At 62.9% G+C, this 14,927-nt stretch carries 19 protein-coding genes; 11 read left to right on the top strand and 8 right to left on the bottom strand.

The genetic code is table 11. The features are described 5' to 3' along the window. The first annotated feature begins 32 nt into the window (after window positions 1–32). From metG to P1M51_RS10950, 7 genes are all read left to right on the top strand, one after another. Window positions 33–2,090, top strand: coding sequence for a methionine--tRNA ligase (metG, locus tag P1M51_RS10980; RefSeq protein WP_276248250.1), 2,058 nt, complete (start codon window positions 33–35; stop codon window positions 2,088–2,090). 50 nt (window positions 2,091–2,140) lie between these two features. Further along, window positions 2,141–2,338 (top strand): hypothetical protein, encoded by a 198-nt coding sequence (locus P1M51_RS10975; protein WP_276248249.1) that lies wholly within the window; start codon window positions 2,141–2,143, stop codon window positions 2,336–2,338. Between the two features lie 42 nt (window positions 2,339–2,380). Continuing rightward, a complete protein-coding gene (gene pyk / locus P1M51_RS10970) occupies window positions 2,381–4,135 on the top strand; it encodes a pyruvate kinase (protein WP_276248248.1) in 1,755 nt (584 codons plus the stop codon). A gap of 25 nt (window positions 4,136–4,160) precedes the next feature. Then, window positions 4,161–4,322, top strand: a complete 162-nt coding sequence (locus P1M51_RS10965; RefSeq protein WP_276248247.1) for a hypothetical protein — start codon at window positions 4,161–4,163, stop codon at window positions 4,320–4,322. Between the two features lie 37 nt (window positions 4,323–4,359). Next, window positions 4,360–4,923: an NfeD family protein gene (locus P1M51_RS10960; protein ID WP_276248246.1), complete on the top strand. Its 564-nt coding sequence runs from the start codon at window positions 4,360–4,362 to the stop codon at window positions 4,921–4,923. Between the two features lie 180 nt (window positions 4,924–5,103). Continuing rightward, window positions 5,104–6,195, top strand: coding sequence for an SPFH domain-containing protein (locus tag P1M51_RS10955; RefSeq protein ID WP_369685104.1), 1,092 nt, complete (start codon window positions 5,104–5,106; stop codon window positions 6,193–6,195). 51 nt (window positions 6,196–6,246) lie between these two features. Beyond that, window positions 6,247–6,867 (top strand): winged helix-turn-helix transcriptional regulator, encoded by a 621-nt coding sequence (locus P1M51_RS10950; RefSeq protein WP_276248244.1) that lies wholly within the window; start codon window positions 6,247–6,249, stop codon window positions 6,865–6,867. On the opposite strand, the gene P1M51_RS10945 is transcribed toward P1M51_RS10950, so the two are convergent. Continuing rightward, window positions 6,857–7,096, bottom strand: coding sequence for a hypothetical protein (locus P1M51_RS10945; RefSeq protein WP_276248243.1), 240 nt, complete (start codon window positions 7,094–7,096; stop codon window positions 6,857–6,859). The genes P1M51_RS10950 and P1M51_RS10945 overlap by 11 nt on opposite strands. Window positions 7,097–7,334: 238 nt before the next feature. Between P1M51_RS10945 and P1M51_RS10940 the strand changes: the two genes are divergently transcribed. Continuing rightward, on the top strand, window positions 7,335–7,757 hold the full coding sequence (locus P1M51_RS10940) for a TRAM domain-containing protein (protein ID WP_276248242.1): 423 nt from the start codon (window positions 7,335–7,337) through the stop codon (window positions 7,755–7,757). 171 nt (window positions 7,758–7,928) lie between these two features. Here the strand turns inward: P1M51_RS10940 and P1M51_RS10935 are convergent, their stop codons facing one another. Continuing rightward, window positions 7,929–8,357, bottom strand: a complete 429-nt coding sequence (locus tag P1M51_RS10935; RefSeq protein WP_276274453.1) for a hypothetical protein — start codon at window positions 8,355–8,357, stop codon at window positions 7,929–7,931. A gap of 104 nt (window positions 8,358–8,461) precedes the next feature. Further along, window positions 8,462–8,668 carry a hypothetical protein gene (locus P1M51_RS10930; protein WP_276248240.1) on the bottom strand — a complete coding sequence of 69 codons (207 nt, stop codon included), beginning with the start codon at window positions 8,666–8,668 and terminating at the stop codon, window positions 8,462–8,464. A gap of 121 nt (window positions 8,669–8,789) precedes the next feature. Here P1M51_RS10930 and P1M51_RS10925 point away from each other — a divergent pair, with 121 nt between their 5' ends. Then, window positions 8,790–9,971 (top strand): MFS transporter, encoded by a 1,182-nt coding sequence (locus P1M51_RS10925; protein WP_276248239.1) that lies wholly within the window; start codon window positions 8,790–8,792, stop codon window positions 9,969–9,971. Between the two features lie 32 nt (window positions 9,972–10,003). Here P1M51_RS10925 and P1M51_RS10920 read toward each other — a convergent pair whose 3' ends face one another. From P1M51_RS10920 to P1M51_RS10905, 4 genes are all read right to left on the bottom strand, one after another. Beyond that, window positions 10,004–10,651 (bottom strand): YkgJ family cysteine cluster protein, encoded by a 648-nt coding sequence (locus P1M51_RS10920; protein ID WP_276248238.1) that lies wholly within the window; start codon window positions 10,649–10,651, stop codon window positions 10,004–10,006. Between the two features lie 36 nt (window positions 10,652–10,687). Beyond that, the gene (locus tag P1M51_RS10915; RefSeq protein WP_276248237.1) at window positions 10,688–11,470 is read right to left on the bottom strand and encodes an MBL fold metallo-hydrolase; all 783 of its coding nucleotides are present in this window, start codon (window positions 11,468–11,470) and stop codon (window positions 10,688–10,690) included. A gap of 36 nt (window positions 11,471–11,506) precedes the next feature. Beyond that, window positions 11,507–11,788, bottom strand: a complete 282-nt coding sequence (locus P1M51_RS10910; RefSeq protein ID WP_276248236.1) for a helix-turn-helix domain-containing protein — start codon at window positions 11,786–11,788, stop codon at window positions 11,507–11,509. A gap of 145 nt (window positions 11,789–11,933) precedes the next feature. Then, window positions 11,934–12,098, bottom strand: coding sequence for a hypothetical protein (locus tag P1M51_RS10905; protein ID WP_276248235.1), 165 nt, complete (start codon window positions 12,096–12,098; stop codon window positions 11,934–11,936). Between the two features lie 106 nt (window positions 12,099–12,204). On the opposite strand from P1M51_RS10905, the gene P1M51_RS10900 reads away from it, so the two are divergent. Both P1M51_RS10900 and P1M51_RS10895 read left to right on the top strand, forming a co-directional pair. Then, complete coding sequence (locus P1M51_RS10900; protein WP_276248234.1) at window positions 12,205–12,909, top strand: class I SAM-dependent methyltransferase; 705 nt, start codon at window positions 12,205–12,207, stop codon at window positions 12,907–12,909. 58 nt (window positions 12,910–12,967) lie between these two features. Next, window positions 12,968–13,870, top strand: coding sequence for a glycosyltransferase (locus P1M51_RS10895; RefSeq protein ID WP_276248233.1), 903 nt, complete (start codon window positions 12,968–12,970; stop codon window positions 13,868–13,870). Here the strand turns inward: P1M51_RS10895 and P1M51_RS10890 are convergent. Continuing rightward, window positions 13,867–14,679, bottom strand: coding sequence for an amidohydrolase family protein (locus tag P1M51_RS10890; RefSeq protein WP_276248232.1), 813 nt, complete (start codon window positions 14,677–14,679; stop codon window positions 13,867–13,869). The two genes, P1M51_RS10895 and P1M51_RS10890, sit on opposite strands and share 4 nt — an antisense overlap. Window positions 14,680–14,927 lie beyond the last annotated feature (248 nt).

Raw genomic sequence — 14,927 nt, 5'->3', positions numbered from 1 at the left:
GTTTTACACCGCCACGAGAGTGAGGATTGCATATGAGTCACGATTCGTTCCCGACGGACAACCAGGCCGTGGTGACCTGCGGGTTGCCCTACGCCAACGGCGACCTGCACATCGGCCACCTGCGAACCTACGTGGGCGGCGACATCTACTCGCGGGGCCTGCGCAAACTCGGCCAACAGACGGCGTTCGTCTCCGGCTCCGACATGCACGGGACGCCCGTCGCCGTAAACGCCTGGAAGGAGGGCGTCACCCCCGAGGAGTTCGCGCTGCGCTTCCACGAGAAGTACGAGACGACGTTCCCGAAGTTCAACATCGCCTTCGACAACTACGGCCACACCCACGACGAGACCAACACGGAACTCACCCAGGAAATCGTCCGCAAACTGGACGAGGAGGGCTACATCTACGAGAAGGAGATTATGGTCGCGTGGGACCCAGAGGAAGACCAGGCGCTGCCCGACCGCTACGTCACGGGGACGTGTCCCTACTGTGGGGAAACCGCCCGCGGCGACGAGTGTGACGAGGGCTGTGGCCGCCATCTGGAGCCGGGTGAAATCGAGAACCCAACGAGCATCATCACCGGGAACCCGGCGGAGTACCGCTCCCGGCCGCACAAGTTCTTCAACCTGAACGAACTGCAGGAGTACCTTCAGGGATTCATCGACCGCTTAGAAGGCACCGACAACGCCCGCAACCAGCCACGCGAGTGGATCGAGGGCGAACTCCAGGACTGGTGTATCACCCGCGATATGGACTGGGGTATCGACTACCCAGGAGAAGGGGCCGAGGACCTCGTTCTCTACGTCTGGGTGGACGCACCAATCGAGTACATCGCCTCGACGAAGCAGTACAGCGAGCGTGTCGGCACGGACGAGTACGACTGGGAGGAGACGTGGAAAGAGAACGGCGAAATCGTCCACGTCATTGGCCGCGACATCATCCAGCACCACACCATCTTCTGGCCGGCGATGCTCCACGGCGCAGGCTACAACGAACCGCGCGCCGTCATGGCGAGTGGCTTCGTGAACTTGGACGGCAAGGGCTTCTCGACCTCGCGTGGCCGGGCCGTCTGGGCCGACGAGTACCTCGCAGAGGGCTTCCACCCAGACTTGCTGCGATTCTACATCGCCACGGGCAGCCGCTTCCAGCAGGACATCAACTTCTCGTGGGAGCGCTTCCAGGAGCGCGTCAATTCGGAACTCGTGGGCACGGTCGGGAACTTCCTCTACCGCTCGCTGCTGTTCGCCCACCGCAACTACGAGGGCACGCCGGAGGCTGACCTCTCCGAGGAAGTCCGAGCGCGTATCGAGCAGGCCATCACCGAGTTCAGCGAGGGGCTGAACGACTACTCCATCCGGCAGGCGACCACCGCGGGCGTGCGCCTCGCCCAGTTCGGCAACGAGTACATCCAGCGCAACGAACCGTGGAAACTCACCGACGACGACCCCGAAAAAGCCGCACAGGTCATCTACGACTGTGTCCAGCTTTCGAAGGCGCTCGCCGTGCTCCTCGCACCCGCCCTCCCGGAGAAGGCGGAGAACCTCTGGAGCCAACTCGGCGAAGATGGCTCGGTTCACGACGTGGGCCTCGACGCCGCCCTCGACGCGCCGCAGGCCGACTTCGACGCGCCGAGCGAACTCTTCGAGAAGATTCCGGACGAGCGCGTCGAAGACCTGAACGCGAAACTCGACCAGCGCATCGCAGAAGCGACCGCAGACGACCCAGACGAAGACGACGATTCCGAAATGACCGAACTCGAACCCATCGCAGACGACCGCATCAGTTTCGACGACTTCCTCGCCCTCGACCTCCGCGTCGGGGAAATCGAACTCGCAGAGCCAATCGAGGGCTCCGACAAACTCGTCCGTCTCGAAGTGGACATCGGCCTCGAAACCCGCCAAATCGTCGCGGGCATCAAGGAACTGCACGACGTGGACGACCTCGTGGGCGAGCGTGTCATCATCGTCGCCAACTTAGAAAAGGCCGAACTGTTCGGCGTCGAATCCAACGGCATGCTACTTGCCGCAGGCGACCAGGCCGACCTGCTGACCACGCTCGGCGACGCGAAACCGGGCACGAAAATCGCGTAACTCGCGACTCGCGTCAGCACCTATTTGTTGGTTGATGGGATAGTTCGCGTATGTCCATCCGCCAAGCGATTGCCTTTCCCCGGCTCATCATCGTTGCATGTTTCGTCGCTATCATCCTCTCAGCCGTGGGACTCGGGATGCAGGTCGAATCTGCCGCGACGCTCCCGATTACCGACGTGGGCCTCGCCCTCGGCACCATCTGCATCTGTATCGCGCTCATCCACAACGCCTACACGAACCTGTGGTGACTCTCCCAAATTTTTTCGTTCGTCGTCTCCTCGCTTCGAGTAATGCGCAATGCGAAAATCGTCTGCACGCTCGGGCCCGCCTCTTCTGACCCCGGCGTCATCCGTGACCTCGCCGACGCGGGGATGTCCGTCGCCCGTTTGAACACGAGCCACGGTTCGACCGACGTGCGAAAGGACCTGATACAGACCGTCCAGCAGGTGGACGAAGCGACCGCGGAACCCGTCTCCGCGCTCCTCGACCTCGCCGGGCCGGAGGTCCGCACCGCACCCCTCGACGACCCTATCTTCCTCGAAACTGGGTCTACCATCGAGTTCTACGAGGCCGACGACGCCACTCCCGAGCGCGTCGGCCTCTCTGTGAGTATCGAGGGTGTCTCTGCGGGCGACCGCGTTCTCCTCGACGACGGGCGCATCGAGACGGTCGTCCAGTCGGTGGGCGAAGATACCGTCACCGCCCGCGTCGAAAGTGGCGGCGAACTCAAAGGCCGCAAGGGCGTGAACGTTCCCGGCGTCGATTTAGGCCTCGACGCGCTCACCGAGGACGACCGCCGCGAACTCGACCTCGCTGTCGAGGCGGGCGTCGACTTCGTCGCCGCGAGTTTCGTCGGGAACGCAGCGGACATCTACACCGTCCGCGAGGAACTCGAAAACCGCGGAGCGGCCATCCCCGTCATCGCGAAAATCGAACGCGCAGACGCGGTGGACAACCTCGAAGAAATCGTCGAAGCCGCCTACGGCATCATGGTCGCCCGCGGCGATTTAGGCGTCGAGTGCCCGATGGAGGACGTGCCAATCATCCAGAAGCGCATCATCCGCACCTGCCGTGAGGCGGGCGTGCCCGTCATCACGGCCACGGAGATGCTCGATTCGATGATTCACTCCCGGCGGCCAACCCGCGCCGAAGCCTCCGACGTGGCGAACGCCGTCCTCGACGGGACGGACGCCGTCATGCTCTCCGCCGAAACCGCCGTCGGCGACCATCCCGTGCGCGTGGTCGAAACGATGGACCGTATCATCCGCGAGGCCGAATCGAGCGACGACTACGTGGAGGGACGCGAACAGCGCATCCCGAAGGCTGGAGAATCTCGCGCCGAAGCCCTCTCGCGCTCCGCTCGCTACCTCGCCCGCGACGTCGGCGCGAGCGCGGTGGTCGTGGCCTCCGAATCCGGGTACACCGCGCTCAAGACGGCGAAGTTCCGTCCAGAGGTACCCGTCGTGGCCGCGACGCCGAACGACGTGGTTCGCCGCCAGCTCGCGCTCTCTGCGGGCGTCATCCCGCAGTACGTCGATTTGGGCGCGAGCGAAGGCGTCGGAACCATCATCGACCGCGCCGCACAGGCCGCCCTCGATGCAGGCGTCGCCGAAAGCGGAGACACCGTGGTCGTGGTGTCCGGCATGATGAGCGAACTCGAAGGCCGCTCGACGAACATGCTCAAGGTCCACGTCGCCGCCGAACCGATTGCGACGGGTCGCAGCGTTCACGTCGGCCGGGCGGTCGGTCCTGCGGTCACGCTGTCTTCGGGCGACCTCTCGTCGGTGAAACCGGGTTCCATCGTCGTGCTTCCCGACGAATTCGACGACCAGTTCGACGGCGACCTTTCGGTCATTGGTGGTATCGTCGCGAAACAGCCGGGATTGACAGGTTACCCGGCGCTCGTTGCGCGTGAACTGGACGTGCCGATGGTGAGTGACGCGGAACTCGCCGTCGCCGACGGGACGACAGTCACCCTCGATGCGGAACGCGGCGTCGTCTACGAGGGCAACGTCCTGCGCGGGCCGCGACGGGAGCCCTTTTGAGGCGGGGGCCACTAGTTGAGGGTATATGTCTGATGGCGACTGGAAATACGAACTCGAAGATCTGGAAGACGACGGGGAGACTGCAGTGGAGGATTTGACCCCAGGATCCCCGAAGCCAGAACACATCGCATTCGTCGTCCTCGGTGCGTTGCTCGCGCTGTTCGCCCTCTCTCGGTTGGTCCTGTAGGCCAAACGTTAATCCACAACGCCCGCCAAGATGGGGTATGGTAGAGCTGCTCGACCAGTCCCTCTCGCTGTTGCTCGTCGTCGCGGGCACGATTCTCGTCGTCGCAGAAGCGCTGGCTCCGGGTGCCCACTTCATCGTCCTCGGGGTCGCTCTGCTCGTGTCTGGGCTCATCGGCCTCGCCCTCGGGTCGGTCGTCGCCCCCGCCCTCATGCCGTTCGTCCTCGCCGCGCTCGTCCTCGGTACCGGCGGGGCCGCCCTCTGGGCGTACCGGAACCTCGATATCTACGGCGGCAAGGGGACTGGCCAGACGAGCGATTCGATGTCGCTCAAGGGCCAGACCGGCCGCGTGACGGAGACGGTGACGAACACCTCGGGCGAGGTGAAACTCGACGCCGGCGGCTTCAATCCCTTCTACGCCGCTCGTTCGGTCCACGGGACGATTCCAGAGGGAACTGAAATTATGGTCGTAGACCCCGGCGGCGGCAACGTCATCACCGTCGAATCGCTCGAAGTCATCGAAGACGACATCGACCGCGAACTCGCGAAAGGACGACAAGAAGCAGAACGCGTCGAAAAAGAGTCAGAATCGGACGCAATTTGAGCGCGAAACGGCGAAAAATACGGTAGTCGCGGGCAATTTTCGGAGGAACCCTTTTTAACCTACCCTTCTAGAGATTCACATATGCTCCCTGTAACCCCCCTCCAAGGACTGGGACCGAGCATCGGGCTCTCGATTGGAGCCATCGTGGCGCTCTTACTCGCCATCATCATCGTCTACCAGATGGTGGAAATCGTCAACGCGTACGAAAAACGCGCGCTGACGGTGTTCGGTGAGTACCGCCGCCTGCTCGAACCCGGTATCTCGTTCATTCCGCCGTTCGTCTCGCGGACCTACTCTTTCGACATGCGTACCCAGACGCTCGACGTCCCGCGTCAGGAAGCCATCACGCGCGACAACTCGCCTGTGACCGCGGACGCCGTCGTCTACATCAAGGTGATGGACGCGAAGAAGGCGTTCCTCGAAGTCGAAGACTACAAAACCGCCGTTTCCAACCTCGCCCAGACCACCCTCCGCGCCGTGCTGGGTGACATGGAACTCGACGAGACGCTGAACAAGCGTCAGGAAATCAACGCGCGCATCCGCCGCGAACTCGACGAACCCACCGACGAGTGGGGGATTCGCGTCGAGAGCGTCGAGGTGCGTGAGGTCAATCCGAGCGCCGACGTCCAGCAAGCGATGGAGCAACAGACCTCCGCCGAGCGTCGCCGTCGTGCGATGATTCTCGAAGCACAGGGTGAACGTCGCAGCGCCATCGAGCGCGCAGAGGGTGACAAGCAGTCGAACATCATCCGCGCGCAAGGTGCAAAACAGAGTCAGATTCTCGAAGCACAGGGTGACGCGATTTCGACCGTCCTGCGGGCAAAAGCCGCAGAATCGATGGGCGAGCGCGCCGTCATCGACAAGGGCCTCGAAACGCTCGAAGCCATCGGTCAGAGCGAATCGACTACCTTCGTCCTGCCCCAGGAACTCACCTCCCTGTTCTCCCGGTACGGCAAACACCTCACTGGCAGCGACGTTCAGGTCAGCGCAGACCAACTCTCCAGTCTCGACTTCGACGACGAGACCCGCGAGATGCTCGGCTTAGACGACATCGAGCAGATTCTCGGTGAAATCGACCAGGAAGCCGAAGTCGATATCGAAGCGATGGAAGAGGCTGCCCAGGCGGTCAAAGCCGGTTCCGCCGATATGCAGAGTATCGACAAGGCAATCGAAGAGATGGACTCGAAACTCGACAAGGACCTCGACAAGGACAAATCGAAACTCGAATCCGACGAGTCGGTGGAGAAGGAACCAGAAGCCGGCAGTGAGTGAGTCTCACACAAGCGAAGGCGTTTTATCGCAGAGCGCCTAATGCCTGTGCATATGTCTGGAGGCCAGAACGTCGACGAGAGCAAGCGAGCGACCCTCAAACGGTTCGCTGCGCTCGGTGCGGCGAGTCCGCTCGCCCGCCTCGTCGATTCCGGCCGGGACACGGGCGACAGCGACGCCCGCGAAGCCATCGCTGGCTACCTCGCGGCGACTCCGGGCGCGCACTTCTCGAAGATTCGAGACGACCTGAAACTCGGCACTGGCGAGACCCAACACCACCTCCGGCGACTGCTCGAAGCCGGGGCCGTCGAGAGTCGTCGCGACGGCGATTACAAGCGCTTTTTCCCCGCGAACCAGTTTTCGGACTTCGAGCAAGTCGCCCTCGGCTACCTCCGTCGGGACACGCCCCGAGGGATGCTCATCGCGCTCCTGCGCGACCCAGAAATCTCCGCGAGCTCGCTCGCAGATTCTCTCGACGTTTCGCGCCCAACCGTGAGCAAGTACGCCGCCGAACTGGAACGCGCAGGCGTCCTCTCGCGGGCCGACGGCTACGCGCTCGAAAAACCAGAAACCCTGCTCACGCTCCTTGTCCGCTACGCGAACTCCTTCGACGAGCAGGCCGCTGCCTTCGCTGCGGACGCGGCATCGCTGATTCGCTACGACCCTAAACGGTGACTTTCCAGGTCGTAGACGACGAGTAGCCCCACTTCTCGACGTGAATGTCGAACTCACCGTTCTCGATTGCGGTCATGTTCGTCCCGACCTCTTTGGCTGACATGCCGAGGTCCTTGCCGATGAGTCGCGATTTGAAGTAGGTCTTCGTTTGCCCGCGTTCGCGGAGGTACTGAAGGATGCGCCGTTGTTTTTCAGAGAGGTCGATTGCTGCTGCCGCGCTCGTGCTCATACCAATTCCTACGACAGACGGTACTTTAGCCGGTTTGGTACGACCGGTTAACACGCCGCAGTCGTGCGGTTTCATCCCCGTCGGTGCACATTCGACTCTCACCTCGCGTGTCCGTTGGTACAGCAGGTTAACGTCCACTTTCACCCGAGATTCACCGTGTCGTACGTGTTAGTCGGCTGAAACGGCGGCGGTACTTCTTTATCAGTTGCATACAATACCTCACGACGGAGGTTTACCCTTGGAGATTTCTGATAAGCTCTTGTGTCTGTTCAGCGCGGACGTGACGGTCACCGACGACAAGTACGTCGTCGAGATCCCACGTCGTGAAATTGAAACCGGCTCCATCGAAGCCGGCGAAACCTATCGCGTCGCACTCATCTCCCGCCACGAAGCGGAGGAGAGTTCCAGCAGCGACGCCGGTGAATCTGCGTCGTCCGGGTCTACGGTCTCGTCTGAGCCCCAGCCACCGGTCGAAATTGGTGAGATTCGCTACGTCGAAATCGAAGACATCGGCAAACAGGGTGACGGCATCGCGCGCGTCGAGCGCGGCTACGTCATCATCGTTCCGGGTGCCGAGGTCGGCGAACGCGTCAAAATCGAAGTGTCGGAAGTCAAGTCGAACTTCGCCGTCGGCGAAATCATCGACGACGACGTCCTCTGACCGCACCTTTTTCCGATTCGGGTGCGCGGAGCGCACCACTCATCGCAAAAACGTGCGCGAAAAAGGCCGAGAGCGATAAATCGCTCTCGGATGCAAACCTGTGAGCCACCGCACCGCGACCGCGCCGCACCGCAAACGCTAATCAGGGTTGCTATCGCCCAAAAATCAGCCTCAGTCTGAGGCTTCCATCTTCTTTACGCCCTCACCGGCAGCTTCGAGCGTCTGTTCGTAGCTTTCGCCGAGCGGGCTGAACTCCACGAGTTTCGTGCCGGCTTCGAGCGTCACGTTGTGTCCGGGTCTGATGTAATAGACTTCGCCAGCGGCGACCGTCTCCTCCTCGTCTGCGTACCTGAGGGTCAGCTGACCCTCGATGACGTAGCCGTAGTGTGGCGACTGGCAGCGACCGTCTGGCAGGTCCGCGAACATTTCGTCGGTGGTGACGTGCGCGTTGAAAATCTCGTAGCCGACGTTCATCTCACCGAGGTGCATCTCGTGGAGAATCATCTCCTCTGTCTCCACTTCGACTGGAATTGCCTCTATGTTCGAGTGCATTGGCTCTTCCCCAAGCTGAGAGAGGACGGCCAAATTCTTCGTTAGCATCCCACGACCCACGGATTTGACCTATTAAGCCGACCTGTCTCGAATCGGTGCAGAACGTCTCGGGGCGCGCGAGGAGTTGCAATCTCAGCAATCGAGACGTACTGTCACCTCGTCAGAACGACGAACCAGAGGGTAAGAAAGGCGAGCAGGACAAGGCCAAAGAGGGCGACCGTTCCAGCGACGCCACCGATTCCGAGGGCCACGACGCCCGCTCCCATCGCAAGCAAGGCTGCGAGGACGATGCCGACTCTGAATTTGAGATACGTCCCAATCAGACGGGTGTTCCAGAGGGCGTGGAGCGGGCCGCGCATACGCTCCCATCTCGGGTGACGGGTAAAGGTGTTGTTCACCTGTCAGTGACGGTCGTCGAGTGTGTTCCGACAAAGGTGCCGCAACCCCCGAGGTTTTGTCGTCACCGACAGTTGATTCGCCATGACTTCCACGGCATCCGCTCGGCGTCCGTGGCTGGCGCTCGCGGGGTGTGCTATCGTTTCCATTGGATTCAACGCGTATCTGTTCGCCCCGGCGAGCATTCTTCCCTCGTTCGTCACCGCCTTCGCCATCGACAAACCCGCCGCGGGACTCGCAATCAGCGTCGTCTTTCTTGCGTGGGCGCTGTTCCAGATTCCGAGTGGCTTCCTGATGGACCGGTACGACAACCGCAGACTCGTGTTGGCCGGGGCAGTTCTGTTCCTCGGCGTCTCGGCAGCGAGTCTCGTTACGACGACGTATCCCGCGTTTCTCGCGACGCGATTCGTCGGCGGCATCGCGGCCGTGTTCCTCTGGACGGCGAACGCCAACATCGTCAGCCAGTCGTTTCCCCCGCAACGTCGCGCTCTCGGAACGAGTCTGTTCGTCGCGAGCGCGCCCGCCGGGGTCACCCTCGCGCAGGCCGCCGGGCCGACGCTCGTGCCGTTTCTCGGCTGGCAAGGCGTCGTGGCGGTGTACGGCGTCGTCACCCTCTGTGGGCTCCCACTGTTCGTCTGGGCGCTCGACCAGCCAGTCAGAAACGAGTCGGCACTCTCGGCGGGGAACTTCGTCGCTGCGCTGGGGAACCGTCGCGTGCTGGCTATCGCACTCAGTAGTTTCTGTGCTTACTCGCTGTTCGTGTTTCTGAATTCGTGGATGCCGACCTACGCCACCGAAGTCGTCGGCGTAGACATCGCGGTCGCCGGCGCGCTCACCGCGCTGGTTCCCGCGATGGGGCTGGTCGCTCGGCCGGGCGGCGGCTGGCTCTCTGACCGGCTTGGCGGTCGTCGCCGGCCAGTGATCGTCGCGGCGTTCTTGCTCGTCGTGCCGGCACTCGTCGGTGCGGGGCTTTCCACGTCGGTGGTCGGCTTCGCGGCCGCGCTGTTACTCGCCGGTATCGGGTCCCAACTCGGCACGGGCGTCTTCTACGTCTTCGTCGAGGAGGTCGCCCCCACCGAGTCGGCGGGGACGAGTCTCTCGGTGCTCATGACGCTGTCCATCACCGGGTCGCTGGTCGCACCCGTCGCCGCTGGTTGGCTCGTCGAGACGCTCTCGTGGACGACGGCATTCGTCGTCGCCGGGTTGGTGGCGGCCTGTGGCATCGCCGCGGTTGCGCGCCTTCCCAAGAGCGCGACTGGACCCTGAACCGATTCACCGCCACCGCCTGCGACTCACCGCTACTCCTCGATTGGCGTCCCGTCCGCTCGCTTTGCGCCCTCTGAATCGTGGACGACAACGTCTTCGTCAGCAGGATTCGTGACGGCGTAGTTGTCGCGGACACCGACTGCCTCTTCGAGTTCACGGATGGCGCGTTCTTTGAGCGCCGCGGCCAGTTCTTCTGCCTCCGCTCGCGAGATGTCGCGGCCGAGCCCCTCGCATTCGTGGGCGCGGACCATTCCCTGCTGGTCTACGGCTTCGCCCATCGGCTGGCTGGTTCCGCCGAGCGCGACGCTGAACGGGTAGGTCTGGCAGATGAGCGGGCGGTCGTCGTGGATTGAGCAGGCTCCGACGCCGTCCTCCTCGACGTAAAACGAGCAGTCGCCACACCCGGTGGTCTGGATGGCCCACTCGAACGTCTCGCCCGCGCCCGCTTCGTCTAAACCGTAGGGCATCGGGCGGGCCACGTCGCGCCAGTCGTATTCGTGGGTCTGCTGGATGTCGCGCACTTCGTCGGGAAAAATCGTCGCGGTGTGGGGGTCCGCGTCGTCGGCTTTACAGCAGGCACCACACCGCGTACACTCGAAGCCGATTGACTCGATGGCGTCGGCTAGCTCGGAAATGGAGAGTGCTCGCGCATCTTCGAGTTCGGCTTCGAGACTTTGCACACGCTTGCTACCGCCCCGGCGCTGAAAAGCGCGTCGTCAGCGCGGGGTGGCCCGCGTGCCGTCCCACGAGAGCTTGTGCTCAACATCGAGTTTTTCGAGGTGCGCGGCGACCGTGCCCTCCGCGAGCGACCGCACCGCAGAGATGTCCTTGTCGTAGGCGGCGTCGGTGATGGCGTCGAGGGAGGTCGCCCCTTCACGGACCGCCGCGAGCACGCGCTTTTCGCGGTCGAGCCGGTGGCGGATGAGGCGTTCGCACGTCTCCCTGACGTTCTCGATGATCAGCCCGTGGCCGGGATAGAGTCGTGGAGGATTGCGGGCGGCGAGTCGCCGCAACGCCGTGAGGTAGGCGCGAACGTCGCCCTCGCCTGCCGCGACGACGACGCTCCCCTCCTGAACTGCGAGGTCGCCGGAGAAGATGCCGTGGTCGGTGGCGAGGGCGACGTGGTCACGGGCGTGGCCGGGCGTGTCGAGGACAGTCACTTCGTCTCGACTCTGCGTGGTGAGCGTCGTCCCCTCAACGAAGGTGCGGTCGGGGTCGATACCCGTCGCCTGCTCGAAGGCGGCTTCACGCCCACGGCGTGCCCAGACCGTCGCGCCGCACTCCTCGGCGTAGGCGGCCACCGCGCCGACGTGGTCGGGATGGGTGTGAGTCACGAGGACGTGTTTGACGCGTCGCTTCGCAACTTCACGGTCGAGGTCGTCGCTTCGGGCGGCCGGATCGACGAGAATCGCGCCGTTCGTGCCGACGACGTAGGCGTTGGTCGCGCCTTCCGAGGCGTAGGTTGCGACGCTCACTGGAATTCGGGCGACGGGGTCCATACCCCAAAAACGGTGTGGATGACGAAAAGACTGGGTTCAGTTCTTCAGCGTGTAGACTTGCTTGCGCGCGTCGTGGAAGGAGTACCGCGAGTTCACGAGGTCGACCTCTTCGAGTCGATTCAGCGCGTAGCGGACGGTGCGGTCCGGAAGCAGTGATTCGTCGGCGAGTTGTCCCTGCGAGAGTGGTGCCTGTCCTTCGAGGACTTTCGCGACGAGTTTCGCGCTCGGTGGGAGTTCACGAAGCCGCTCGCGGAAGTCGGGGTCTGCCAACGGTGAGTCTTCGGCCGTGCGAGTACGTTCCTTGGTGGTCGTGCTCATACCACCTGCTCTCGGGAGGTCATTGGTAAATGTTGTCTCTAAACACCTCCAAATAATAGGGATGCATAAGTGCATATAATCATCCTTAAAACATAGAAAGTTGACTGGTTTGTACCAGGTTCAACGACCGGGGCGAAATCGGCGCTCAGGCACCTTTCGCCAGGTCTACGTGCGGGTCGTCGCCGTGACGACGGTACTGGCCGAGTGGCGCGTTGCACCCTGGACAGTGGATGACCACGAGGCGCGGGCGCTCGTGGCGGATGAGCTGGTCTGCGGTGTATTCGTTGCCGCAATGGCTACAGGTCGTCATTCCTACCATGTACTTTGGTAGCAATCAGCATAATTGTGGCGGCCTCACCTCGCCGTGGGACTGTTCCAGTATCGTTTTATCCCCTCGACAGAGAAGTGGTGGTAGCGTGAAAGGGCAGGAGTGGTACCAGGCGGACGAGGTGGCCGAAGAGTACGACACGAAACGATTCTCTCGGGGCGGCCGCCTCATCGACCGTCGGGAAAAACAGGCGTTGCTCGACGCAGTTGGCGACATCGAGGGCAAAGACGTCCTCGAAATCGCCTGCGGGACCGGTCGGTTCACCGTGATGCTCGCAGAACGTGGCGCGGACATCATCGGCCTCGACATCTCGAAGGCGATGCTCCAGCAGGGCCGCCACAAGGCGGGTGCCGCAGGCGTGGCAGACCACATCGAATTCATGCGCGGGGACGCCGCACGACTGCCGTTCCCCGACGACCACTTCGACATCGTGTTCGCGATGCGCTTTTTCCACCTCGCGGACACCCCTGCGTCGTTTCTCTCCGAGATGCGCCGCGTCTCGAACGACGTAGTCTTCTTCGACACCTTCAACGCGCCGAGTGCGCGCTCGGTCTACAATTGGCTCCTCCCGATGGGGTCACGTCTCTACACCGAAGACGAGGTGTCCTCGCTGTTCCACGAGACGGATCTGACGCTCAAGCACGTCGAACACGACTTCCTCCTGCCCTACGGCTTCTATCGCAGCATTCCGAACGGCATCGCCTCCACCGCCCGTCGCCTCGACACCTCACTCGGCGACACTGCCCTCGGCAATCTCGCCTCCGTCTCCTACTGGAAGGCTCACAAAAACTGACAGGTAGCCGACAGCGAACACCGGGTATTTTTACCTATCCGTGCTTCTATCGAGTACTATGAAGCTCTCGGTGGTCATTCCCACGCTCAACGACCGAGAGCGCCTCGCTCGCACGCTCGACTCGCTCAGCGAACACGCCCCCGACGCAGAGCGAATCGTCGTAAACGGCCCCTCGACGGACGGGACGACGGGCATGATACGCGAGCGAGACGACGTCACCAGACTCATCGAACTCGCCGACAGGAACCTGAACGTGGCCCGAAACGCCGGGGCGGTCCGTGCCGACGGCGACGCCATCGCCTTCATCTCTTCTGACCGGGCCATCGAAGCCGGTTGGTTCGAAGCCGTCATCGCCGGGCTCGAAGACGCGGATGCGGTCACGGGGCCGACCCACCGTGAACTCACGACGGGACTTGCCTCCGAAGTTCTCGAATCGCGGTCCATCGCCGGCCGTGAGGTTACCTACGTAAACGGCTCGAACGCGGCGTTTCACCGCGACGTGTTCGAGGCGCTCGACGGCTTCGACGAGTACCTCCAGACCGGGGGCGCACGCGACCTCTCCCACCGCCTCGCGTCGAACGACTATCAGGTGGGCTGGGCGGGCAAGATGTGCGTCCACCGCGGCCTCGAAGCCGACGGCGGCCGCCGCGAGCGCGACTGGGCGTGGAAGTATCGCGCGCTCACTTATCGCCTCGTGAAAAACTACGGCATTCGCCCGACCGTCGCCCGCCGGACGCTCAGCCACGGCGGCGCGGACGCACTGGACACGCTGCGCGACGTCGCCCGTGGCAACGCGACGCCCTCTAGTTGGGTCGGAAGCGGCCGCGACGTCCTCCGCGGCATGGCTCGTGGAACAGCAGACGGGATTTTCTCGCGGCGAAAGGACAAGAGTGGACGGCGCAACCCGAACGGGATGTCGTCGCGAGCAGACCGCGCCGTCGAAGTGTACACCTGGCGTTAGGGCGCGAGCGCGGGGACGACCCGCGACGGATTTTTCGAGAACACTCGTGCCATCGCATCTTCTGGAACGTCGAGGGTCAGAATCTCCATCACCGAGACGTTCGGGTGCGTGTCGGGGGCACCGCTGCCGAACAGCACGCGGTCCGGGTGCTCGCGGATGGCTCGTTCTAACAGCCCGCGATAGCGGACGAAACTCGTGTCGAGGTAGAGCGTGTCGTGGGAATCGAGCAGCGAAATCGCCTCGTCCATCAACGCTCGGTCGAGCGGGTGGCCGCCGAAATGCGCGAGGATGAGCGGGATGTCCCAGTCGAGGAACGCTTCTGCGACGGCAGCGGGTGGGAAGGACACCCCTCCGCGCACGAGGACGGGGAGCGAAACGTCGGCGAGTTGGGCAACAACCTCACCGTCGAGGAGGCCGTCTGCTGTCGGGTCCACGACGAACCCTTCGAACCGGTCGTCGTAGGCGTAGCGTTCGACGTCCTCGGGCGACGTGTGCCAGTCTTTTCGGCGCGCGGCGAGATTCCGGAATCGCGCGCCGATGTTCGCCTCGGCGTCGAGTGTGCCGGTGAGTCTGGCGAAGGCGACGAACGGACGCTCGACGCTCATACGGGCGACGGCGTTGTTCGCCCGGAGGTAGGCTCCCTCGCCGGCGTCCGGGTAGACGACGGCTTTCACGACGCCCGCCTGGTGGAGTTCCCGTTCTAAGTTCTCCGGCCCGATGGCTCGGCCTCGTGTACTGACACCTCCCTCGTCCGTGCTGAGCCGGGCGTGGACGTCTACGACGCGGAATCTGTGTTCCAGTTCCAGCATTTCGAAAGGAATCGACGGGCCGGAATATGGTCGTACCGATTCGTGTCGGATTGTCTGAATTTCTGCGGACAGCGTGGGTCGTCTCCCACCGCCCGCAACCCGGCGAACCGTCCCAGAATCAGGCATCTCTCTCGTGAAATTATCACTTTTCTGAACGACCCTCTCAGCGAACTGTGCTACGACACGCCTTCGCTTGCTTGCGGTTTTCTCGTCATTTGAGAAAGATTTATATAGAATTATAAACATTC

Origin of the sequence: Haladaptatus sp. QDMS2, from assembly GCF_029338295.1 — an archaeon.
GTDB lineage: Archaea > Halobacteriota > Halobacteria > Halobacteriales > Halococcaceae > QDMS2.
The sequence above is the reverse complement of the archived record's forward strand: the minus strand, read 5'-3'. Positions and strand labels throughout refer to the sequence as shown.

Coding starts and splice junctions, on each gene's coding strand:
- P1M51_RS10975 (WP_276248249.1), top strand. CDS start 2,141: ATGTCCATCCGCCAAGCGATTGCCTTTCCCCGGCTCATCATCGTTGCA.
- P1M51_RS10895 (WP_276248233.1), top strand. CDS start 12,968: ATGAAGCTCTCGGTGGTCATTCCCACGCTCAACGACCGAGAGCGCCTC.
- P1M51_RS10910 (WP_276248236.1), bottom strand. CDS start 11,788: ATGAGCACGACCACCAAGGAACGTACTCGCACGGCCGAAGACTCACCG.
- P1M51_RS10955 (WP_369685104.1), top strand. CDS start 5,104: ATGGTGGAAATCGTCAACGCGTACGAAAAACGCGCGCTGACGGTGTTC.
- pyk (WP_276248248.1), top strand. CDS start 2,381: ATGCGCAATGCGAAAATCGTCTGCACGCTCGGGCCCGCCTCTTCTGAC.
- P1M51_RS10905 (WP_276248235.1), bottom strand. CDS start 12,098: ATGACGACCTGTAGCCATTGCGGCAACGAATACACCGCAGACCAGCTC.
- P1M51_RS10965 (WP_276248247.1), top strand. CDS start 4,161: ATGTCTGATGGCGACTGGAAATACGAACTCGAAGATCTGGAAGACGAC.
- P1M51_RS10930 (WP_276248240.1), bottom strand. CDS start 8,668: ATGCGCGGCCCGCTCCACGCCCTCTGGAACACCCGTCTGATTGGGACG.
- P1M51_RS10950 (WP_276248244.1), top strand. CDS start 6,247: ATGTCTGGAGGCCAGAACGTCGACGAGAGCAAGCGAGCGACCCTCAAA.
- P1M51_RS10915 (WP_276248237.1), bottom strand. CDS start 11,470: ATGGACCCCGTCGCCCGAATTCCAGTGAGCGTCGCAACCTACGCCTCG.
- P1M51_RS10960 (WP_276248246.1), top strand. CDS start 4,360: ATGGTAGAGCTGCTCGACCAGTCCCTCTCGCTGTTGCTCGTCGTCGCG.
- P1M51_RS10945 (WP_276248243.1), bottom strand. CDS start 7,096: ATGAGCACGAGCGCGGCAGCAGCAATCGACCTCTCTGAAAAACAACGG.
- metG (WP_276248250.1), top strand. CDS start 33: ATGAGTCACGATTCGTTCCCGACGGACAACCAGGCCGTGGTGACCTGC.
- P1M51_RS10935 (WP_276274453.1), bottom strand. CDS start 8,357: ATGCTAACGAAGAATTTGGCCGTCCTCTCTCAGCTTGGGGAAGAGCCA.
- P1M51_RS10890 (WP_276248232.1), bottom strand. CDS start 14,679: ATGCTGGAACTGGAACACAGATTCCGCGTCGTAGACGTCCACGCCCGG.
- P1M51_RS10925 (WP_276248239.1), top strand. CDS start 8,790: ATGACTTCCACGGCATCCGCTCGGCGTCCGTGGCTGGCGCTCGCGGGG.